This is a genomic window from Pseudomonas sp. Root401, assembly GCF_001425105.1.
GTDB lineage: Bacteria > Pseudomonadota > Gammaproteobacteria > Pseudomonadales > Pseudomonadaceae > Aquipseudomonas > Aquipseudomonas brassicacearum.
This window is the reverse complement of sequence record NZ_LMDO01000002.1, coordinates 122,380-140,207: the sequence shown is the minus strand read 5'-3', so window position 1 is coordinate 140,207 and position 17,828 is coordinate 122,380. Positions and strand designations below refer to the sequence as shown.

The following is a 17,828-nucleotide window of genomic DNA, read 5'->3' as shown; positions in this document are numbered from 1 at the left end:
ATTTCGCCGTGCGCTGGCTCAGGATTGCCATAGGCCTTACCGTCACCCTGCTGACGCTGCTCTGCATGCTCCCGGCCCAGGCCGCGCCAGGCAGTGGCTGGGCGGTATTGCTCGACGAACAGGGCGACCTGACGCTGAGTGACATCCGTTCTGCCCGCTACACCAATCAATTCAGCCCCATCGACCTGGACCGCCTCAAGGCCGCCGAGCCCGGCGGGGCATTGTGGTTGCGTTTCCGCCTGGCCCCCGACCGGCATGAACAGATCCTGCGCATCTTCGCGCCCGACCTGTCACGCCTGAACCTCTACGTGCTGGACGGCGATGCGCTGGTTGACCAGCAAGTCAGCGGCAATGCCACGCCGCACACCGAACCTGTGGTACCGAGCAGCGATTTCATGCTGCCCCTGCCACGCAGCGACAAATCGCTGGACGTCTACCTGCGACTGGCCTCGCGCCATGAACTGCGCCCCTACGTCACCTTGCAATCGGCCGTCGTGGCCGCGGCCGATCAGAACCAGACGCTGATCTATGGGCTGCTGTTCGGCTGCATCGCCATGCTGATCCTGCACAACCTCACCCGCTATGCCTACACCCGCTCACGCAGTTGCCTGTGGCTGGCAGCCTGTGAAGGGCTGCTGATGCTCAGCCTCGCACTGTTGCTGAACCTGGCGGGGCCCTGGCTGCCCGACTGGCCCGCCGTCCAGACGCCCGGGGCCTACCTGGCCTTGCTGCTGACGGCGCCCTGCGGCCTGATGTTCGCCTACCGTTTCTTCGCGCCCCTGGGGCCGCACCCGTTGAATCGGCTGCTGCTGGGGGACATCGTGCTCGTCACGCTGTGCAGCCTGTTGCTGTTGTTCGTCAACACGCTGCCGCTCAATATCATGACCTACGCCCTCGTGGCCCTGGCCGGCCTGAGCATGCTGCTCGTCAGCGCCTGGCACTGGCAAAAGGGCTACCGCCCGGCCCGGCTGTTCGTCGCGGCCATGGTGGTCTTCAACCTGGGCACGTTGATCATCCTCCCGGCACTGCAAGGGCTCACGGAGGTGCCTCCTCAGGGTTTGATCATCACCCTGCTGATCTTCATCTGCATCAGCGGCCTGTTGATGAGTGTCGCCCTGGGCGAGCGCCAGCGCTCGATCAACGAAAGCCGGTTCAGCATCAGCCGCGACCTGGCGGCGAGCAATGCCGAGATCAATGCCAAGGCCGAGTTCCTGGCCAAGATCAGCCACGAGATCCGCACCCCGATGAATGGCGTGCTGGGCATGACCGAGCTGCTGCTGGGTACGCCGTTGTCGGTCAAGCAACGCGACTACGTGCAGACGATCCACAGCGCCGGCAATGAGCTGCTGACCCTGATCAACGAGATCCTCGACATCTCCCGGCTCGAATCCGGGCAGATCGAACTGGACGACGTGCAGTTCGACCTCAATGCCCTGATCGAGGATTGCCTGAGTATCTTCCGTGCCAAGGCCGAACAGCAGAATGTCGAGCTGATCAGCTTCATCCAGCCCCAGGTGCCGCGCGTGATCAGCGGTGACCCGACGCGGCTGCGCCAAGCGCTGCTGAGCCTGCTGGAAAACGCCCTGAAGAAAACCGACGAGGGCGAAGTGCTGATCGTCGTCGCCCTCGATGAGCGTAGCAATCAGCCGCGCCTGCGCATCGCCGTGCAGGACAGCGGGACGCCAATGGACGCCGAAGAGCGCGACACGCTGATGCACGCCGAACTGCACAGCAAGAATTTCCTGTCGGCCACCCGCCTGGGGGGCAACCTGGGCCTGGTCATCGCCCGTCAGTTGATCATCCTGATGCACGGAGAATTCGGTATCAAAAGCGGCAGCAACCAGGGCAGTACCTTGTGGCTGACCTTGCCGCTGGACCCGGATCGCCTCGAACATCCGACTTCCGACCTCGATGGCCCGCTGCAAGGGGCGCGGGTATTGATCGTCGACGACAACGACACCTGCCGCAAAGTACTGGTGCAACAGTGCAGCGCCTGGGGCCTGAACGTCAGTGCGGTGCCATCGGGCAAGGAAGCCCTTGCGCTGCTGCGCACCAAGGCGCACCTGCGCGATTATTTCGACGTGGTGCTGTTGGACCAGAACATGCCGGGCATGACCGGCATGCAACTGGCGGCCAAGATCAAGGAAGACCCGAGCCTGAACCACGACATCCTGTTGATCATGCTCACCGGTATCAGCAACGCGCCGAGCAAAATCGTGGCGCGCAACAGCGGCGTCAAGCGCATCCTCGCCAAACCGGTGGCCGGCTATACCCTCAAGACCACCCTGGCGGACGAGCTGAACCAGCGCAACCGGGGCCAGGCAACAAATGTGCAGGTGAACGCCGGTCCTCCCATCCCGGTGAAGGTGCCGAGCGATTTTCGCATCCTGGTGGCCGAGGACAACAGCATCTCTACCAAGGTCATCCGCGGCATGCTCGGCAAGCTCAACCTGCAACCCGACACCGCCAGCAACGGCGAAGAAGCCCTCAAGGCCATGAAGGAGCAGCGTTACGACCTGGTCCTGATGGACTGCGAAATGCCGATCCTCGACGGGTTTTCCGCCACCCAGCAATTGCGTGCCTGGGAAATGGGTAACCAGCGCACCCGCACCCCCGTGGTGGCGCTCACCGCGCACATCCTGGCCGAGCACAAGGAACGCGCCCGCCAGGCCGGGATGGACGGTCACATGGCCAAGCCGGTGGAGCTGTCGCAGCTGCGTGAGCTGATCGAACACTGGGTGGCCCAGCGCGATCAGCAGAAACCGACTGCATCGACTTATTGAACCGGTCCAAGCCTGCGAGCGAACACGCTTCAGAGTTCCAGGGCGCTGAGGTAGGTGGATGCTTGGGACAGCACTGAACGTTTTACCTTTTCCCTGAAGGTGGCGTAGTACAGCGTATTGAAGTTGATGACGGTCATTTGCTCGACGCTGTTGCGCACCCAGTCGCCTCGCTCGATGAACAAGAATCGAGACGCCTGTCGACGCAACTGGAACTGGCAGTGATAAACGCCCATTTCAATTCGATGGGTGCCGCTTGGCACACAGGGCATCATCTGGAAAATGCCTGTGTCGCGCGACAGGCTGGTTGATTCGAACAGCTCTAGCGCTTTGGGATTGCTCTCCAATGCCACCAACGCACCACTGGCCGGGGCGTGAAAAGCTTCGCCAAGACGAGCCTCGATATGTTGTGTCGCGCCCATCCCCATCGGACTTTCAATGGCCGGCAGCGTCTGTGGGTGCGGTACGTCCCAGCCCAGGAACCTGAGTTGGCTGCAGTAATAGTCGAACCAGTGACCTGACAACCCGTCGCGATAGGCCGACCAGGTGGCCCGTTGCGCATACATCGTGCTCAAGTACACATCTTCCCGATGGGACGCAGGTAGACCGGCAGCGAATGAAACGACACTGCCGCCAACGACTGCGGCAGATGGAATCGGCCCCCTCATCTGCAGACCTCTTCGGCAGGAAGAACCACCGAATCATCGATAGCCTTGGTGATATCGACAATGTTGTCACCCACGGCAGACGCGACCTTACGGGCGATAACCTCACGGGCAGGCGCGAACAATGTTTCGCTCAGTTGCGTGCGGAAATAACGTGCTGTCACACAACCGTCGATGTCTTTGCCATCAAAGCACTGCCCCCAAGGATTGGCCTCGATCACTTTCGCTGTGTTGAATTGCACATAGACACCTGCCATCGAAACAGGGCTTTGAGCCACGATCACCAGCAAGCGCACGGGGCTGGATGACGGGCTCTGCACCGCGTCAAGCTCGTATTGTTTTTGCACATGCTTGCGCACAATCCCCATCGCAGACAGCGAACCGGGTAACGCTGCGATACGCTCCATCACCGCCATGATCCGCTGTTGCTGATCCACCTGATCATCCAAGGGGATGGCCGCCACCCACTCCAATGGCGAGTGGGTATTTTCTCTTTGCGGCTGCAGATCCTTTCGCCTTTTTGCAGCCGATATCCAGGCGACACTCAAGACCTCCAAATAAGTGGCGTGCCAATCAGCCGCAGGTGCACGCTGCAGACTCTTGTTAGCAACCAGTTGTGCGAGCAAGACCGAATTCATCAGATCGTCAACTTCCGTGCGCCGTAGTGCGCAGGGCGCTAAAACGATCGCCGCAGCGTTAACAAAAACCGAATATTCCTTATCCATACCTGATTCCCTTTAAAAAAAGGCAACCGATAGTCGATTGCCTCATTGAAACAGAACTTAGATTTCGTACTCTTCGATCTTGCTTACGGCATGATTACCCAGCCGCTCAATAATGACGCCTCGGGTTCGTTCGACAATACTTGGAACTTTTCGAAAAACCGACTCGCCTTTATACAACTTCACTTCGCGGCTATTCCAATCCGCAAACAAGACCTGGGTCGCGCTGTTGCGCCGGATAAAGCGCACGGTGCCAAGCATCATGCTGACTTCACCATCAATTTCGACACAGGTGCCGGCGGCCATTCCGCCCACCCCATGTTCCAGCAGGTTTCGCTCAAAAAGGGTCAGGGTCTCTTCCTTCTTCTGCAAGGCAGTGATTGCACTGTCGACGACCCTCAACAGCAACGCCGAAGTCGCGCTTCCGAGGGCAATACCCGACACTACGGAAGCGAGGATGTCCAACACCAGTTTATCCATCCGCACGGTGTTACCGCCGACGCTAAGGTCATCATAGAAGCGCTGCGTAGCGACCCAACCGGCGTTCGTCATGACTTCAACAAACTTGTAGTACCACTCTCGTCCTTGGGATTCGAGAGGGTATTGCCTGTTGGCGACCAGGGAAGCAAAGAGAAAAGCATGCTGCGCATCCTCTTGATGCTGGGGAGAAAGACCACCGGCGAACGCCAGGATGCCTTCACCGACAACCGATCCCTTCGCCGGTGGCTCAACATCGCCCACATACAACGAACGAGGACTGACATCAGGGTAAATATCATAACTTTCCAGGCGCGCCACACAGGCGGCTACAGTGCTATCACACATTTCAAAACTCATCACTTACTCCTTAAATTATTAAGCAAACCACTCCATGACTTGCAACCCCACATTAATCAACCGAACCAGACTCAACAACTATTGACTTGTAACTTCAAAATAAAACCGCCCATTTAACAGCCAGCAAATAAAGTTAAGAACATTCGAATAAAACACCACCCTTTCGCCACTTCAACCAATCAAATGCCGACAGTCGATTCAGAGGCTGATAGACTCCGGCGATGTCTTTCGCAATGAGTCTGAACCATGCTCCACGTGCTATTCAGCGTGTACCTCAAGATGCTGGTGCTCTATAGCCCCTTCTTCGTGCTGTCGTGCTTTATCGGGCTGACTCGCGGCTATTCGCGCAAGGAACAACGCCGCCTGGCCTGGAAGGTCGCGATCGCGACGCTGGTCTCCAGCGTGTTGCTGTATTTGTTCGGGCGAGTGATTTTCAGCGTGTTCGGCATCACCGTGGACGCCTTCCGTATCGGCGCCGGCAGTGTGCTGTTCATTTCGGCACTGGGCATGGCCCAGGGCAAGTCGGCCGTACAGACCGACAACGTGCAGCAGGACGTGACCATCGTCCCGCTGACCATTCCATTGACCGTCGGCCCCGGCACCATCGGTGCCCTGCTGGTGATGGGCGTGAGCCAGCCGCACTGGGACGACAAACTCATGGCCATCATCAGCATCGCCCTGGCGAGCTTCACCGTCGGCGTCGTGCTCTACCTGTCCAGCCGTATCGAACGGATCCTGGGCGACCAAGGCTTGCAGATCGTCAGCCGCCTGATGGGGCTGTTTGTCTGCGCCTTGGCGGCGCAGATCATTTTTACCGGGGTGAAGGGCTACCTGGTGCCCTGAAGGGGGACCACCTGGCCTTCGACCGGCGCCGGCGCCAGCAGCTCTTTCAGGGTTGCACTGCCGACCCCACCCAGGTCCCGTAACCGTGCCACGAACGTCGACACCGGGCGGGCTTGCGCAGCGTTGAAGCCCAGGCATATTTCGCCGCGCAAGACCGGGTCGGCGGAACACACATCACGCAGGATCAGGCAGTGTTCACTGTCCGGATCGACAATGACCAGATGCGCCTGGACGATCTCGAACACGAGTTTTCCAGGCTCATCGAATGCCCAGATCAATGTGCTTGCCATGGCGGGTGGTTCATCCAGGGCATGTCGACAGTCGACAATGACCGAGTCCAGTTTCAGCCACTCCTTCTTCGTCAAATGACACGTCACCGCGCCCTGGCCCAAGCGCAGAATCAACGTATTGACCTCATCGGGAATCAGCGGCAGGAGATCTCGGCCGACCTTCGCTCCTTCGACGACCAGCACCTGGGCGTTGCGCTGGACATAATCGAACGGCCCGATGCTGCGCTTGTCGGGATAGATGAGCACCCGCCCATCCTGATGCTTGTGCAGCAGCACGTTGACCTGAGCCTGAGTGCCGAGCAGGGTAAAGTTCCTGGGCAGGTTCTTGCCGGTCACCCGCAGCAGCCGGGCACTTTGCACGTCATACCATTGCAGGCTCCCAGGCTCGGATTCCACCGACACGAACTCGGCATGCTGCGCTTGCTCCAGCAACCGCTGGAGGGCTTCGATCAGATGTTCGCCCTGGGCGCTCACCCAGTCGTGATTGACCCCGGTGATGGTCCCTGCTTCCTGATGACGCAGCGCCAGCGACAGACCGTCCACGCTTATCCCGCGCAAGCCGCTGCCTTCGAGCGTGACATCGGCAAAGCGCCAGCTCGCCCACTCCCGCTGATACGCCGGCAGGCTGTCGCCCGCCAGCAATTGCGAGCCGGCGCCGAAGGCCTGGTCAAGCCGCTGCGGGTCGAAGAATGCCTGGCTCAATACTTCACCGCTCGACCGATCAAACAGCCAGACCGACTGATTATCGGGCGTCACGCCGAGCAAGCGGACTTCCTTGTCGAATCCCGGATCGCACAACAGCAAGCGGTTATTCACGTACCAGGCACTCAGGTTGCCGTCACCGGCGACATTGCGCAGACCGGCAATGGCAAAATCCTTGCCCGGGTAGCGCTTGGCCAACGGCTCAAGCGCCTGCCACCACCGACCACGCCCCTTGAGCCACTGTTCGCTCACGCCAGCAAACTGCAATGTTTCTTGCGCGCCCAGGTTGAAAAACAGCCCGTTTTCATCGAGCGCCACATAACCCCCGTCGACGGCCAGGATCTGCTTGAGCCCCTCCGGCTGCACCCATCGCCGGGTCCATTGCGCCTTGCCGTCGTTCACGCTGCGTTGCAGTCGGCAGAGCGTCTGGTTGGCGGTGACTCGCTGGTAAACGAAGAACACCTCGCTGTCGTCGACCATGGGCAATAGCATCAGCCCGTCCAGGTTCTTGATCGAGTCATCCCAGCCACGGAAATGATGCCTGGCGGGTGGCGCCAGGATCAGACGTCGATCGCTGCGGCGTACCCATGCCAGGTCTCGGGAGTCGGGAGCGATCGTCCAGCAGATCGAAACGTACGAAGCCGGCTGCCAATCGACGGTCGTCGCCCCGTTATGCGAAGGCCCGAGGGGCAGCCGCAGAAAGTCGCCCAGTACGGACGACCACCCGGCCAGGGTATCGCTGGTCAACAGCAGCGCCTGCAGTTGCGGCGCCGTGTCGTAGGTGACGGAACTCAACAGCAATCGCCCGTCATGAATCAGATAGCGGTATTGCCGGACGGCTTGGTTGTCGAGGACGTATTCCTGCACGACATGAATCACCCCTTGCGCATCCGCTTCCAGGCTGCGAATCGTGCTTTGCCCCTCTTGAAGCAGTAACAGGTAGCGACACTTGAGCAAACCCGTGGCGCAATCCGTCTGCCAGATCTGGAACCCGTCGGGATCGTAGAAATAGGCGGACGCCCCCAGGACGAGCGACAACTGCGGCTCACCGAGCACGGCCAGGTCGTCACGAATGTAGAGGAAGCGGTCTTCGCCCGCGTCATACCAGGCCGTGGTGTAACGCGGTTGCCGGGGATCCTCGAACGGGATCAGATAGTGATGGACCGGCGTATACGGCAGCGCCAATCGATGCTCGCGCGCCAGGCTCTTGTGGTGATCAAGCAGCGCCTGTTCATCGAGCCCTTCCGGCGCCGTCTGTTCGAGGATGTCCAGCTGGCGTTTACCCTGGGGGACTCTGAACAACTGGTCGGCCGTGCGAATCAGCACCTCCTGCTGGCCGACACGGCTCACATGAACGGTGCCGATGTACAGCTCGCCGGAAGGCTCGATCCGGATATCCTGGTCATTGGCCCAGGTGGCCTGCAACACCCAGCGGCAATACATGAGGTTCGGTGAAACAAGGCTGATATCGACCCCGGGATTGAGCGTCACGGTGCAACGCGAGTCGGCCCCTCGGAGCCAATAGGACAACTTGCCTTGCCAGGCTTCCGGCATCACGGGAACCACCAGTGTCCGCTCCACCGCATCCAGGTACACCCGGATGACCGTTTCGCCGTACACCGGACTCAGGCGATTGAGAATGTAGTCGGACGGAAACGAATAGAACGAGAACAAAAACAGCCAGGTCCCGTCCGCTTGCCTTTTCTCCAGCCGCCGAGCCGTGTCGAAGCCAGGATCATGGCGCCAGCGGGCGAAGGGCAGCGCCTTGTATTCATAGCCGTAAGTGGTTTGCGGCGTGCAGGGCAGCACGATGGGTTGTCCGGCCGGCGGGACAAATCCGATCCGTCCGGGCAGCCCCAGCTCTCGACGGATGTCGATCGCCCGCGCCTCATCGGGATCGAAGCCCGGCACACCGAAATGATCATGCAGGGGATACAGCTTTGGACTGTCGAGCTGCAACGTCCCCTCCTCCAGGTCAATGCTTCTGACGATCAGTGACGGCCGTGCCACCCATGCGGCCAGCGTGTGATCGTAGTGGTAGCCGTCACCACGATAGGCCTGCTCCAGCTCATCGAAAAACTGACCGACGTCCCGCGCCTGCTGCGCGATGCTGGCGAACCCCTGGGCCAGGGCCGCCACCCCGACCGCCACCCCACCAAGAATCACCCCCGCACCGCCGAGCACCGCCGCGGCAGTCGACGCCCCGGCCAACCCCGCGCCAACGCCGCCCGCCGTCAAGGCCAGGCTGGCAGAGTCGAATGTCAGCTGGGTACCGAATTGCGCTTTCTCGATGCCGGTTTGCGCGGTCTTCAACTGATAGATATCAAAGCCGACATTGGCCAGCCCCAACACCGCACCGACACCCTCGTTGGCCGCATGCCCCAGCGCCTGGCCAACGACCGGTGCACACGTGCGGGCAATGAGCCGTTCTTCCGCCAGGGCGGTACGGGCCAACTGCACCAGCCCCGTCACGTCCATGACATTGCCGTGCACCAACTGCGCATAGTTGACGTAGGCATGCAGGCGCACGGCGGTGGTCAACGTTCGGTCATCCCCTTCGCGCCCGCGCAAGGCGTTCATCAAGGCCTGGATGGTGAAGCCAGCGTTGAGGGTATGGACACTGCCGGCCTCGGTCGGATCCACGACACCACCGCTCTGCACAGGTTGGCGCGCCAGGGTCGAAAACTGTTCCGACAGCCAGTTCTTGATCCGTAACAGGCGATGATCGTCACTGAGCACGCGGACCTGCTGTTGCGGTTGCGCGGGATCGATCAGGCTCACTCGGTATTGGCCTTCGGGCGTGATCTCCAACGTATCGAACAAGGGCACCAGCGGCGTCGGCGAGTCATGCAGCGCCTGCAAGTCGACCGTTGCCTGGGCGATCTGCTGTCCCCACCAATGGCTGTCCAATGCCAGCAAGCTACTGCCCAGGTGCGAATTGTCGACCAGGGATCTTCCGTAGGCACGGTTCAGGCGCTGGCGAATCGCAAGCGCCGGTTTTCCTGGCAAAGGATCGGGCTTGAGCAGGTGCCCCACCGTGAATCCGTCAGAAAGCGCCAAGGCCGAGATCTTGGCGCTGTGCAGGTCAATCAGGTCGAATTGCGGTCGCGCTTCAGAACCGTAGGCTGCGTAATAGCGGGCCATGCCCTCGCTCTGGAAAAAGTGCTCCAGCGCACCTTGCAGCCCGTTCGAATGGTCGAATCTGCACAGGCCAAAGTTCGGGTCGAAAAAATGATAGGTGGCGCGCTCCCCGCTGACGGTCTTGGCCACCAGCATCGAATGGTTGTCCGAGTTGAGCATCAGCGTACGGGGGGCGGCGTGTCTTTCGAGTGCGGCCGTGACCTGATCCAGGTCGGCCTGGCCAAGCCGCGTGCCAACGTCACCCAGCGACACGTCCCGCAGGGCTTCCAGGGTTTGCAGAAAGGCCTGGGAGTCGGCTTGCCCGGGTTCGAGCACCGTCAGGAAGAAACGCTCGCGCAACTGCCCGGAGGCTACATCGCCCTGGGCCAGCGCCGCGCTCATCGCCAACGCCAAGGGATAGCAACGCCCACCAATCGTCTCGCCATCGCTGCTGAGCAGCAAATCCTGGGGGACCATCTGGACGCCGTTGTGACCGAAGCCGTCCAGCACCTGCGCGGAGCGTTCAACGATCTGGACACGATGTTCAAGGGTCGCCGCTTTCTGGATCCGTGCCACATGACGGCCCCACTGGAACAGCGTCCGCGCCTCTTTCAAGGCTGCTTTCTTCAGGTCCAGCGTGCTGTCGGACGGCATCGGCGCATACGCCGGATCGCTCAACAAACCGTTCATGAATCCGGCCGCCTTGCGCTTGAACAATTGCCGCTCGATGACTGCATAACGGCCGGACACGCCCTGCTCGGCAACGCTGTTGGCCAGGTTCTCCAGCTCACTGGTGGCCGCGTTGAAACGCTGGTTATCCAGCGCATCCAAGCCTAGCAACAGGCCCAGCGACACCCTTTGCAAAGGGCTGGCTTCGATGAGACGGCGGGCGCCACTGGCGATATCGCTCAGCACTTCATCGATCCCCAGGCTTTGCATCTTTGCATCGCTCAGGAACACCGGAACCAGCGCATCGGCAGCCTGATGCCGGATACGCTGACGATCATCGAAACTCAGCGGCAGTGGTTTCTCGAAGCGGATTTCACCGTCATGCCCCTGGCTCATCGCCTCGATGAACGGCTCGCCGAGCCCCTCGACCAACTGCTCCAGCACATCGGTCAGTAGCACCGCTCGCCCTTCGATCAGCGGCCAGCCCTGTTGGAACTCGATGGTCGAGTGCTTGAGCAACTGCGCCATATCACCGCTGTAGCGCGTGGGGTACTGCCCCTCACGCCAACTCGTCTGCTCGTTGCTGACCCATTTCTCGTGGTCGGTTTCATTTTCTTTCCAGGAGTGATCCTGCTCCTCTTCGGTGGCACCGTTCACCGTCCCATCGGGCGCAATGGCCGCCTCTTTGCTCAGGCTCTCGGCAATGGCGGCGCTCAAGTGCGCTTTCGCATAGTCGACCATGCCATCGCGCATGGCGCCGGGCCCCGTCAGGTAGATGGTGCCCTCGCTTTCGAACCGAACACCATCGCCAAAGTGGGTCGCGATGGCCGCAATCAGCGCTATCGCTCTCGGCACGTCTTCCATCGACAGTCCAGTCAGCGGCCCATTGGTTTTTTCGAACACCTCCTCCACCAGCCTCAACATGCCAGCAACATCACTCAACGCAATATCGCGCTGAGCGGCCAATCGGGTCGAAGCATCGATCAACGCGTAGTTGGCGCGCAAACGCTCGATCACACTGTTGAGGACCGCACAGCCCGGATGGGCCATCAGAAACGCATTGGATAACGATTGCTGCATGGCCAAGGCCCGCAGCGCGAAGGGACGCGCAAGCCGATCCGCCGGTTGCGCGAAGACCTCGCTCAGGCTTGGCCGGCTTTGCGCGAAGGCTTGCAGCGCTGGAAAATGCTCGGCGCCAATGTGCGTGTAATGGCTGGAAGAGGCCTGGCGACCCGGCATCCATTCGGGGTTGTTGTTCAGCAGCAGTTGCAGGGCTCCAAGGCGGGCATTACGGTCAAAACCGCTGATATCGACAGCGCCGAGGGTTTGCGACAACGGCGGAAGGTGGTCGACATCGGTATAGCTACCGCCTTCGGCATACAGGACCTCGGCGCGCACAACGTCAGAGGCCGCCGCCATATTGCCGCGCAAACACATCTCCCGCTCATAGACATCCTGCAACTGCAACGAAACGTCCCCTGCCGCGATGTCACGCAACTTGAAACCGTCCATATCCAAGACACTGCGACGATTGTCTTCCAACTGTTTGCGCAGTACTTGCACATCCTGGCCGTAGGCACGGGACAATAAATCCATTCGGGCCTCGTCGGCTGACCCTCCGCCCGCCACTGCCGCACTGATATGTGCATGCATCTGTTGTTTCAGAGCAATGGTCCGCTCGTTGTATAAACCGCCCAATTCAACTTCGGAGATACGCTCATCGACCCCTTGTAGAAAAACATCGGCCTTGGCGGCTTCGACAATCAACCTGTTGGTTTGCCAGGCCAGTAGTGCATCGCTGTCATACCAGAGATTCAGGCTATAACCCTGCCTGGCCAACACTTCTTTCCACACATTTAGATAGTCACGCTGAATGTTGCCAAGTCCGCCGCCGAGCCAGACAAAGTGCAACGTCTTGGGCACCTCCGTTGGCACTCGCTTCATCTGTTCGGTGCTGAACCGAAGGCGTGCTTCATGACGTTCGACTTTGTCATAGATTCGCGGCAAATCCATCGCTGTCTCGCCGGGGCCGGACGTCCCCCCTTCCAGGCTGCGCTTCACCCTGCGGCTACCCAGGACCTTGGCGAGCGTCTGTTTCAAGAGCCCCAGCGGCTCGAGCAGCCTGTGGGAATCCGGCATACCGATACAGGCAAAGTAATAACGGATGACCGCGTCATATTGTTCAGTGTTCTTGAAGGGCAGCAGTGCCCTTTCGAGGTCGGCCAGTTTGAAAAGGCTGATGAAACCGAGCGCACCGTCACGCGTCTGGATGTTTGCTTCCTGCATAAAAAAGACACTCCTGGCCTGTCCGCTAGAAAAAAACAGGCATATAAAAGCATTGTCGCCAGAAGGTCCTCTGGCGAACGTTCATTCCATTGATATTTTTCAACTTGGCGACAACTAAAACCTATGCCAAATACTGACAAGCGCACACCGGAAACTTATCAGGCACGCAAACTAACGCTTAACACCAGACAGTTCAAACGGGAAGGCTTTCAATGCATTTCAAAGAAGGCTCAAGACAACAACTTGCTCTTTCATCTAACTGGCGACAAATAAGGCAAAAGAAACGAAAACGGGCCAGAGATTGCTCTCGCCGGACGTAGGAGCTGTGTAGGAGCTGTCGAGTGCAACGAGGCTGCGATCTTTCCCCAGCCACTTGAGTCTCAAGCGAAAGATCAAAAGATCGCAGCCTTCGGCAGCTCCTACGCCCAGCGGGAGCAAGCTCCCTCGCCACAATGGAACCGTGTTGCGGCTCAGGCAGGCTTGATCCCATACCAACGTGGCGTATACACCCAGTTTCCACCCGACGCGCGCGGGAATACACAGGTCGTGGAGGAGCCGATCAGGACCATGGTGCGCATATCCACCTGCTCGGCCGTGAGTTGCCCCAACGTGGTGACACGCAGGGTCTGGCCCGGACGACCGATGTCACGCCCCAACACCACCGGCGTCTCCGGCGTGCGGTGCTGGCCGACGATCTCCAGCGCACGCCCCAATTGCCATGGCCGCGCACGGGAAATCGGATTGTAGAAAGCCAATGCCAGGTCGGCTTCGGCCGCCAGGTCCAGGCGTTTTTCGATGATCGACCAGGGCTTGAGATTGTCCGACAGCGACATCACGCAGAAGTCATGCCCCAACGGCGCACCGGCCTGGGCGGCGGTGGCGAGGGAGGCGGACACACCGGGCAGGATCTCCAGGTCAACCCGATGCCAGGCCGGATCGCTGGACTCGTGCAACGCTTCGAGCACCGCCGCCGCCATGGCGAATACACCCGGGTCGCCGGACGACACCACGATCACCGAACGGCCTTGCGCGGCCAATTCAAAGGCGTGTCGGGCGCGCTGCATTTCTTCGCGGTTGTCGGTGCAGTGCAGCACTTGATCGTCACGAAACGGGCCGGCCATGCGCACATAGGTTTCGTAGCCGAGCACATCGGTGGCCCGCGCCAGTTCGGCTTTCACCGCCGGTACCATCAGTTCGGCCGCGCCCGGCCCCAGGCCGATCACCGCCAGGCGTCCGCGCGGGCGACCGATTTGGGCCACCTCCAAGGGTTGCGCGGCAACGGCGATGGCCAGGTTGTCCGTCGCCGAAAGGATGTTCGCCGCCGGCACCGAACTGCGCGCCAAGGTGACGGCATCGCCGGTCATCGCCACAAAGCGCAGCGCCACCCCGAGTTCCAGCGCCGCTTCACGCAAGGCTACACTGGCCATCAGCGTATCCGCCGCCACCAGGCACGCCAGGCTCTGAAGCGCCACTTTCGCTTGCTGCAAAGCGGCACGAACGGCGCCCGGCAGATCAGCCACCTCGGCGCTCACCATCACCGCGACGCTGCGCGGATAAATCAGCAGTTCGTGAGTGCTCGCCTCACGCTCTGCATGGCCGACGTGGATCGTGCGCCGCGCCTGCGGGTCTTGCGGCAACTGCGCCTGATCCAGCCATGGCGCCGCGCCTTCGATGCGCACCGGCTCACCGGCCAACAAGTCGGAGACGAAGCGCTTGCCCTGCTCCAGGTCGCCGAGGCTGTAGCCGCTTGGCGGATTGAGCAGGCAGGTGCCGAAACGCAATTCGCCGCTGGTGGTGATCGCCGGCGCCACTTGCAGCGTTGCCGCGATCTCACGGGCCATGACGTTGACCCCGCCCAGACCGCCCAGCAGCGGTACCACGGCGCTGCCATCCTCGGCCACCGCCAGTACCGGCGGCTCGGCGCCTTTTTCCAGCAACAGCGGCGCCAGGGTGCGGATGACGATGCCGGCCGCGCACAGGGCGATGATCGGTGTGTTCTGTTGGTAGAGCTCGCGCAACGTCGCGCCGAACTCGAGGTATTGGCGATCCGCGCCCTCGACTCGCCCGGCCAGGCCGTGGATCAAGGCCTCGGGATAGCGTTGCTGGATCCGCCGGGCCGTGGCGAGGCTGCCCGGGCCGAGGATGACGATGGCCGGCGCGGTAGAAGTCATCAACCCTGCCACCGTTCGCCCGGGACAATGATCAGCGAGAAGTACGGCGAAGACATCGGCTCGACTTCATCCAACGGCACGATTTTCTGGTTGGCCATGGTCGCCCGCTCAACGTATAGCGCCCGTGCGTCCATGCCCAGTTCCTGAAGCACTTGGCGAACCTTGGGGAAATTGCGCCCCAGCTTCATGATCACCGCCGCATCGGCGTCGGCCAGGCGACGCTTGAGATCGTCGTGGGGCAGCACGCCGGAGAGCACCGACAGGCTCTGGTTGCGATAGACCAGCGGCGCACCGAGCACCGAGGCCCCGCCCAGCATCGAGCACACCCCGGGAATGACTTGGGCCTCATAGCGCACCGCCAGGCGATCGTGCAGGTACATGTAGGAGCCGTAGAAGAACGGATCGCCCTCACAGATCACCGCCACATCACGACCGGCATCCAGGTGCACGGCCAACTGCTCGGCGGCGGTGTCGTAGAAGTCGGCGATCACCTGTTCATAGGACAGCGGCGCCGGCAACGCTTCGGTGGTGACCGGGTAGACCAGCGGCAGCAACGTCTGCGCGTCCTGCAAATGGGCCTCGATGATGCCGAAGGCATTGCCCTTCTTGCCCTTGGCGACGAAGTACGCCACCACGGGCGATTCGCGCAGCAGGCGCAGGGCCTTGACCGTAATCAGTTCCGGGTCACCGGGGCCCACGCCGAGGCCGATCAGACGTCCAGGCTGCTGCATCATTCAATCTCCGTAGCGAGGGCGTTGACGGCGGCGGCGGCCATGGCACTGCCGCCCAGGCGGCCTTGCATGATCACGAACGGCACGCCGCGGCTGTTGGCCGCCAGCATCGCCTTGGACTCGGCGGCACCGACGAAGCCCACCGGGAAACCGAGGATCAGTGCCGGTTTCGGCGCGCCGGCATCGAGCATCTCCAGCAGGTAGAACAGCGCGGTCGGCGCGTTGCCGATAACCACGACGCTGCCTTCCAGATGCGGGCGCCACAACTCCAGCGCTGCCGCCGAACGGGTGTTGCCCAGCTCCAGGGCCAATGCCGGCACGCCCTCGTCGCGCAAGGTGCAGATAACCTGATTGTTGGCCGGCAGGCGAGCCCGGGTCACGCCTTCGGAGACCATCCGCGCATCGCACAGGATCGGCGCCCCGGCGGCCAGCGCCTGGCGCCCGGCCGTGCCCGCACCCTCGGAAAACTGCAGGCCATCGATGGCCTCGACCATGCCGCAGGCGTGGATCACCCGCACCGCGAGTTTTTCCAGGTCGGCCGGAATGCGCGCCAGGTTGGCTTCGGCGCGGATGATCGCGAAGGAGTTGCGATAGATCTCCTGACCGTCGCGGATGTAATCAAGCATCAAGGGGGCTCCGGGGGCGAGCGTCGAGCCATTGGCCGAGCGCTTCAATAGTCAGATTGTGTGCCTGCAACGCGCCGAAACCCGGCAGCGTGGCATCGCGAAAATACAGGTCATAGCGACCGGGGGCGACCGCCAGCAGGGTGGCGGGCGCGATATGGGCTGCCGCGCAGGAACGCGGGCAGCCCGACAGATGGACTTTCAGGGTCTGGCCCTGGCGTTGCAGCAGCTCGGCCAGTTGGTGGGCGTCGGCCTTGGTGTCGGCCAGGGCTTTACCGCAGCCACTGGAGCCGGTGCAGGCGATAAGCTGTGCCAGGGGCTGATCGACCGAGCACAACAGGCCCAACCCCTCAAGCCGCGCCAGTACTTCGTCGGCGTCCTCGCGGCGCACGTTGGGCAGCAGCAGGCTTTGCCAAGGGGTGAAACGAAGGCTTGCGTCGCCCTTCTCCCGCGCCAATTGCGCCACTCCCCGCAGCATGCCGGCGTCGAGTCGACCAAGAGGCGCCGCCGCGCCGACGTAGACGCGGTCGTCGTGCTGGGGATGAACGCCGATGTGCAGTCCGTCGATGGAGCCGTCCCGCTGCCAATCCAGGCAAGCTTGCAGCGGCACGCGGCGGGCCAATCGACTCATGAATTCATCGCTGGGGATTTCAGCCAGCAAGTGGCGCATACGGATCTGGTCCGGGCGGGCCAGGTCGAGAAACAACTCCAGTACCGCCACCACCAAGGCATGCCCCTGGGCCAGGGGCACCCTGCCCGCCGGTTTATCCAATGGGGAACCGGCCAAGCCGAAGGCCAGCCAAGGCTCGCCGTCACGGACCAGGGCCGACAGCCACAGGTCGTGGTGATGTTCGAGCATCGCCAACGCTTCGCCACCGTCCAGTTGCACGGCGAACTTGGCCGACAACTCAGGGAAGCGTTCGTGGGTTTGCAGGGTGAAGAGGATCTGCGCCGCCAACGGCCGGGTGTCGAACAGCATCTGTCGGTCGATCCCGGCCGAAGGGCTGAGCATCAGGTTGCGCACGTCATCGCCGGCCGCCTTGCGCGGGCCAAGCCCGACGGCCAGCAATGGCTGGATCAGCGCGTCGTGCCCGGGACCGATCCCACGGATTTGCAGGTTGGCCCGGTTGGTCGCCTCGATCACGCCCCCGGCGAACCGCTCGGCCACCGACGCCACGACGTCGGCCTGATCCGCCTGGATGGCACCGCCATCGAGCTTGATCCGACAGATCCCACCGTCCAGCGCCTGGACGACACGCAGCAACCCCGGGCAACCGGAGGGGCGTACGACGTTGGAGGATGGACGTTCGTTCAAGGGAAAACCGACAAATAAGAAACGCCACATCGGCGAAGGCCGCCATTATGCCTGCTTTGCCGGGGGTCATGAAA

10 protein-coding genes are annotated in these 17,828 nt (G+C 61.6%); 2 read left to right on the top strand and 8 right to left on the bottom strand.

The window, feature by feature from the left end; genetic code table 11:
• Positions 1–8 precede the first annotated feature (8 nt).
• Positions 9–2,783: a hybrid sensor histidine kinase/response regulator gene (locus tag ASC85_RS03715; protein ID WP_057448327.1), complete on the top strand. Its 2,775-nt coding sequence runs from the start codon at positions 9–11 to the stop codon at positions 2,781–2,783.
• A 29-nt stretch (positions 2,784–2,812) separates the two neighbouring features.
• On the opposite strand, the gene ASC85_RS03710 is transcribed toward ASC85_RS03715, so the two are convergent.
• From ASC85_RS03710 to ASC85_RS03700, 3 genes are all read right to left on the bottom strand, one after another.
• Positions 2,813–3,346 carry a hypothetical protein gene (locus ASC85_RS03710; protein WP_082534310.1) on the bottom strand — a complete coding sequence of 178 codons (534 nt, stop codon included), beginning with the start codon at positions 3,344–3,346 and terminating at the stop codon, positions 2,813–2,815.
• A 98-nt stretch (positions 3,347–3,444) separates the two neighbouring features.
• A complete protein-coding gene (locus ASC85_RS03705; RefSeq protein ID WP_057448325.1) occupies positions 3,445–4,170 on the bottom strand; it encodes a hypothetical protein in 726 nt (241 codons plus the stop codon).
• A gap of 57 nt (positions 4,171–4,227) precedes the next feature.
• Positions 4,228–5,004, bottom strand: coding sequence for a hypothetical protein (locus ASC85_RS03700; protein ID WP_057448324.1), 777 nt, complete (start codon positions 5,002–5,004; stop codon positions 4,228–4,230).
• 246 nt (positions 5,005–5,250) lie between these two features.
• On the opposite strand from ASC85_RS03700, the gene ASC85_RS03695 reads away from it, so the two are divergent.
• A complete protein-coding gene (locus tag ASC85_RS03695) occupies positions 5,251–5,847 on the top strand; it encodes a MarC family protein (RefSeq protein WP_057448323.1) in 597 nt (198 codons plus the stop codon).
• Here ASC85_RS03695 and ASC85_RS03690 read toward each other — a convergent pair.
• The 5 genes from ASC85_RS03690 to cobG all read right to left on the bottom strand — a co-directional run bounded on the left by ASC85_RS03690 (position 5,832) and on the right by cobG (position 17,784).
• A complete protein-coding gene (locus ASC85_RS03690) occupies positions 5,832–12,914 on the bottom strand; it encodes a TcdA/TcdB catalytic glycosyltransferase domain-containing protein (RefSeq protein ID WP_057448322.1) in 7,083 nt (2,360 codons plus the stop codon). The genes ASC85_RS03695 and ASC85_RS03690 overlap by 16 nt on opposite strands.
• A gap of 470 nt (positions 12,915–13,384) precedes the next feature.
• Positions 13,385–15,085, bottom strand: coding sequence for a precorrin-3B C(17)-methyltransferase (gene cobJ, locus ASC85_RS03685; RefSeq protein WP_057448321.1), 1,701 nt, complete (start codon positions 15,083–15,085; stop codon positions 13,385–13,387).
• Positions 15,085–15,816, bottom strand: a complete 732-nt coding sequence (locus ASC85_RS03680) for a precorrin-2 C(20)-methyltransferase (protein WP_057448320.1) — start codon at positions 15,814–15,816, stop codon at positions 15,085–15,087. The genes cobJ and ASC85_RS03680 overlap by 1 nt, the downstream gene beginning before the upstream one ends.
• Positions 15,816–16,442 carry a precorrin-8X methylmutase gene (locus tag ASC85_RS03675; protein ID WP_057448319.1) on the bottom strand — a complete coding sequence of 209 codons (627 nt, stop codon included), beginning with the start codon at positions 16,440–16,442 and terminating at the stop codon, positions 15,816–15,818. The genes ASC85_RS03680 and ASC85_RS03675 overlap by 1 nt, the downstream gene beginning before the upstream one ends.
• Entirely contained in the window at positions 16,435–17,784 is a 1,350-nt protein-coding gene (cobG, locus tag ASC85_RS03670) for a precorrin-3B synthase (RefSeq protein ID WP_057448318.1), read from the bottom strand. The genes ASC85_RS03675 and cobG overlap by 8 nt, the downstream gene beginning before the upstream one ends.
• Positions 17,785–17,828 lie beyond the last annotated feature (44 nt).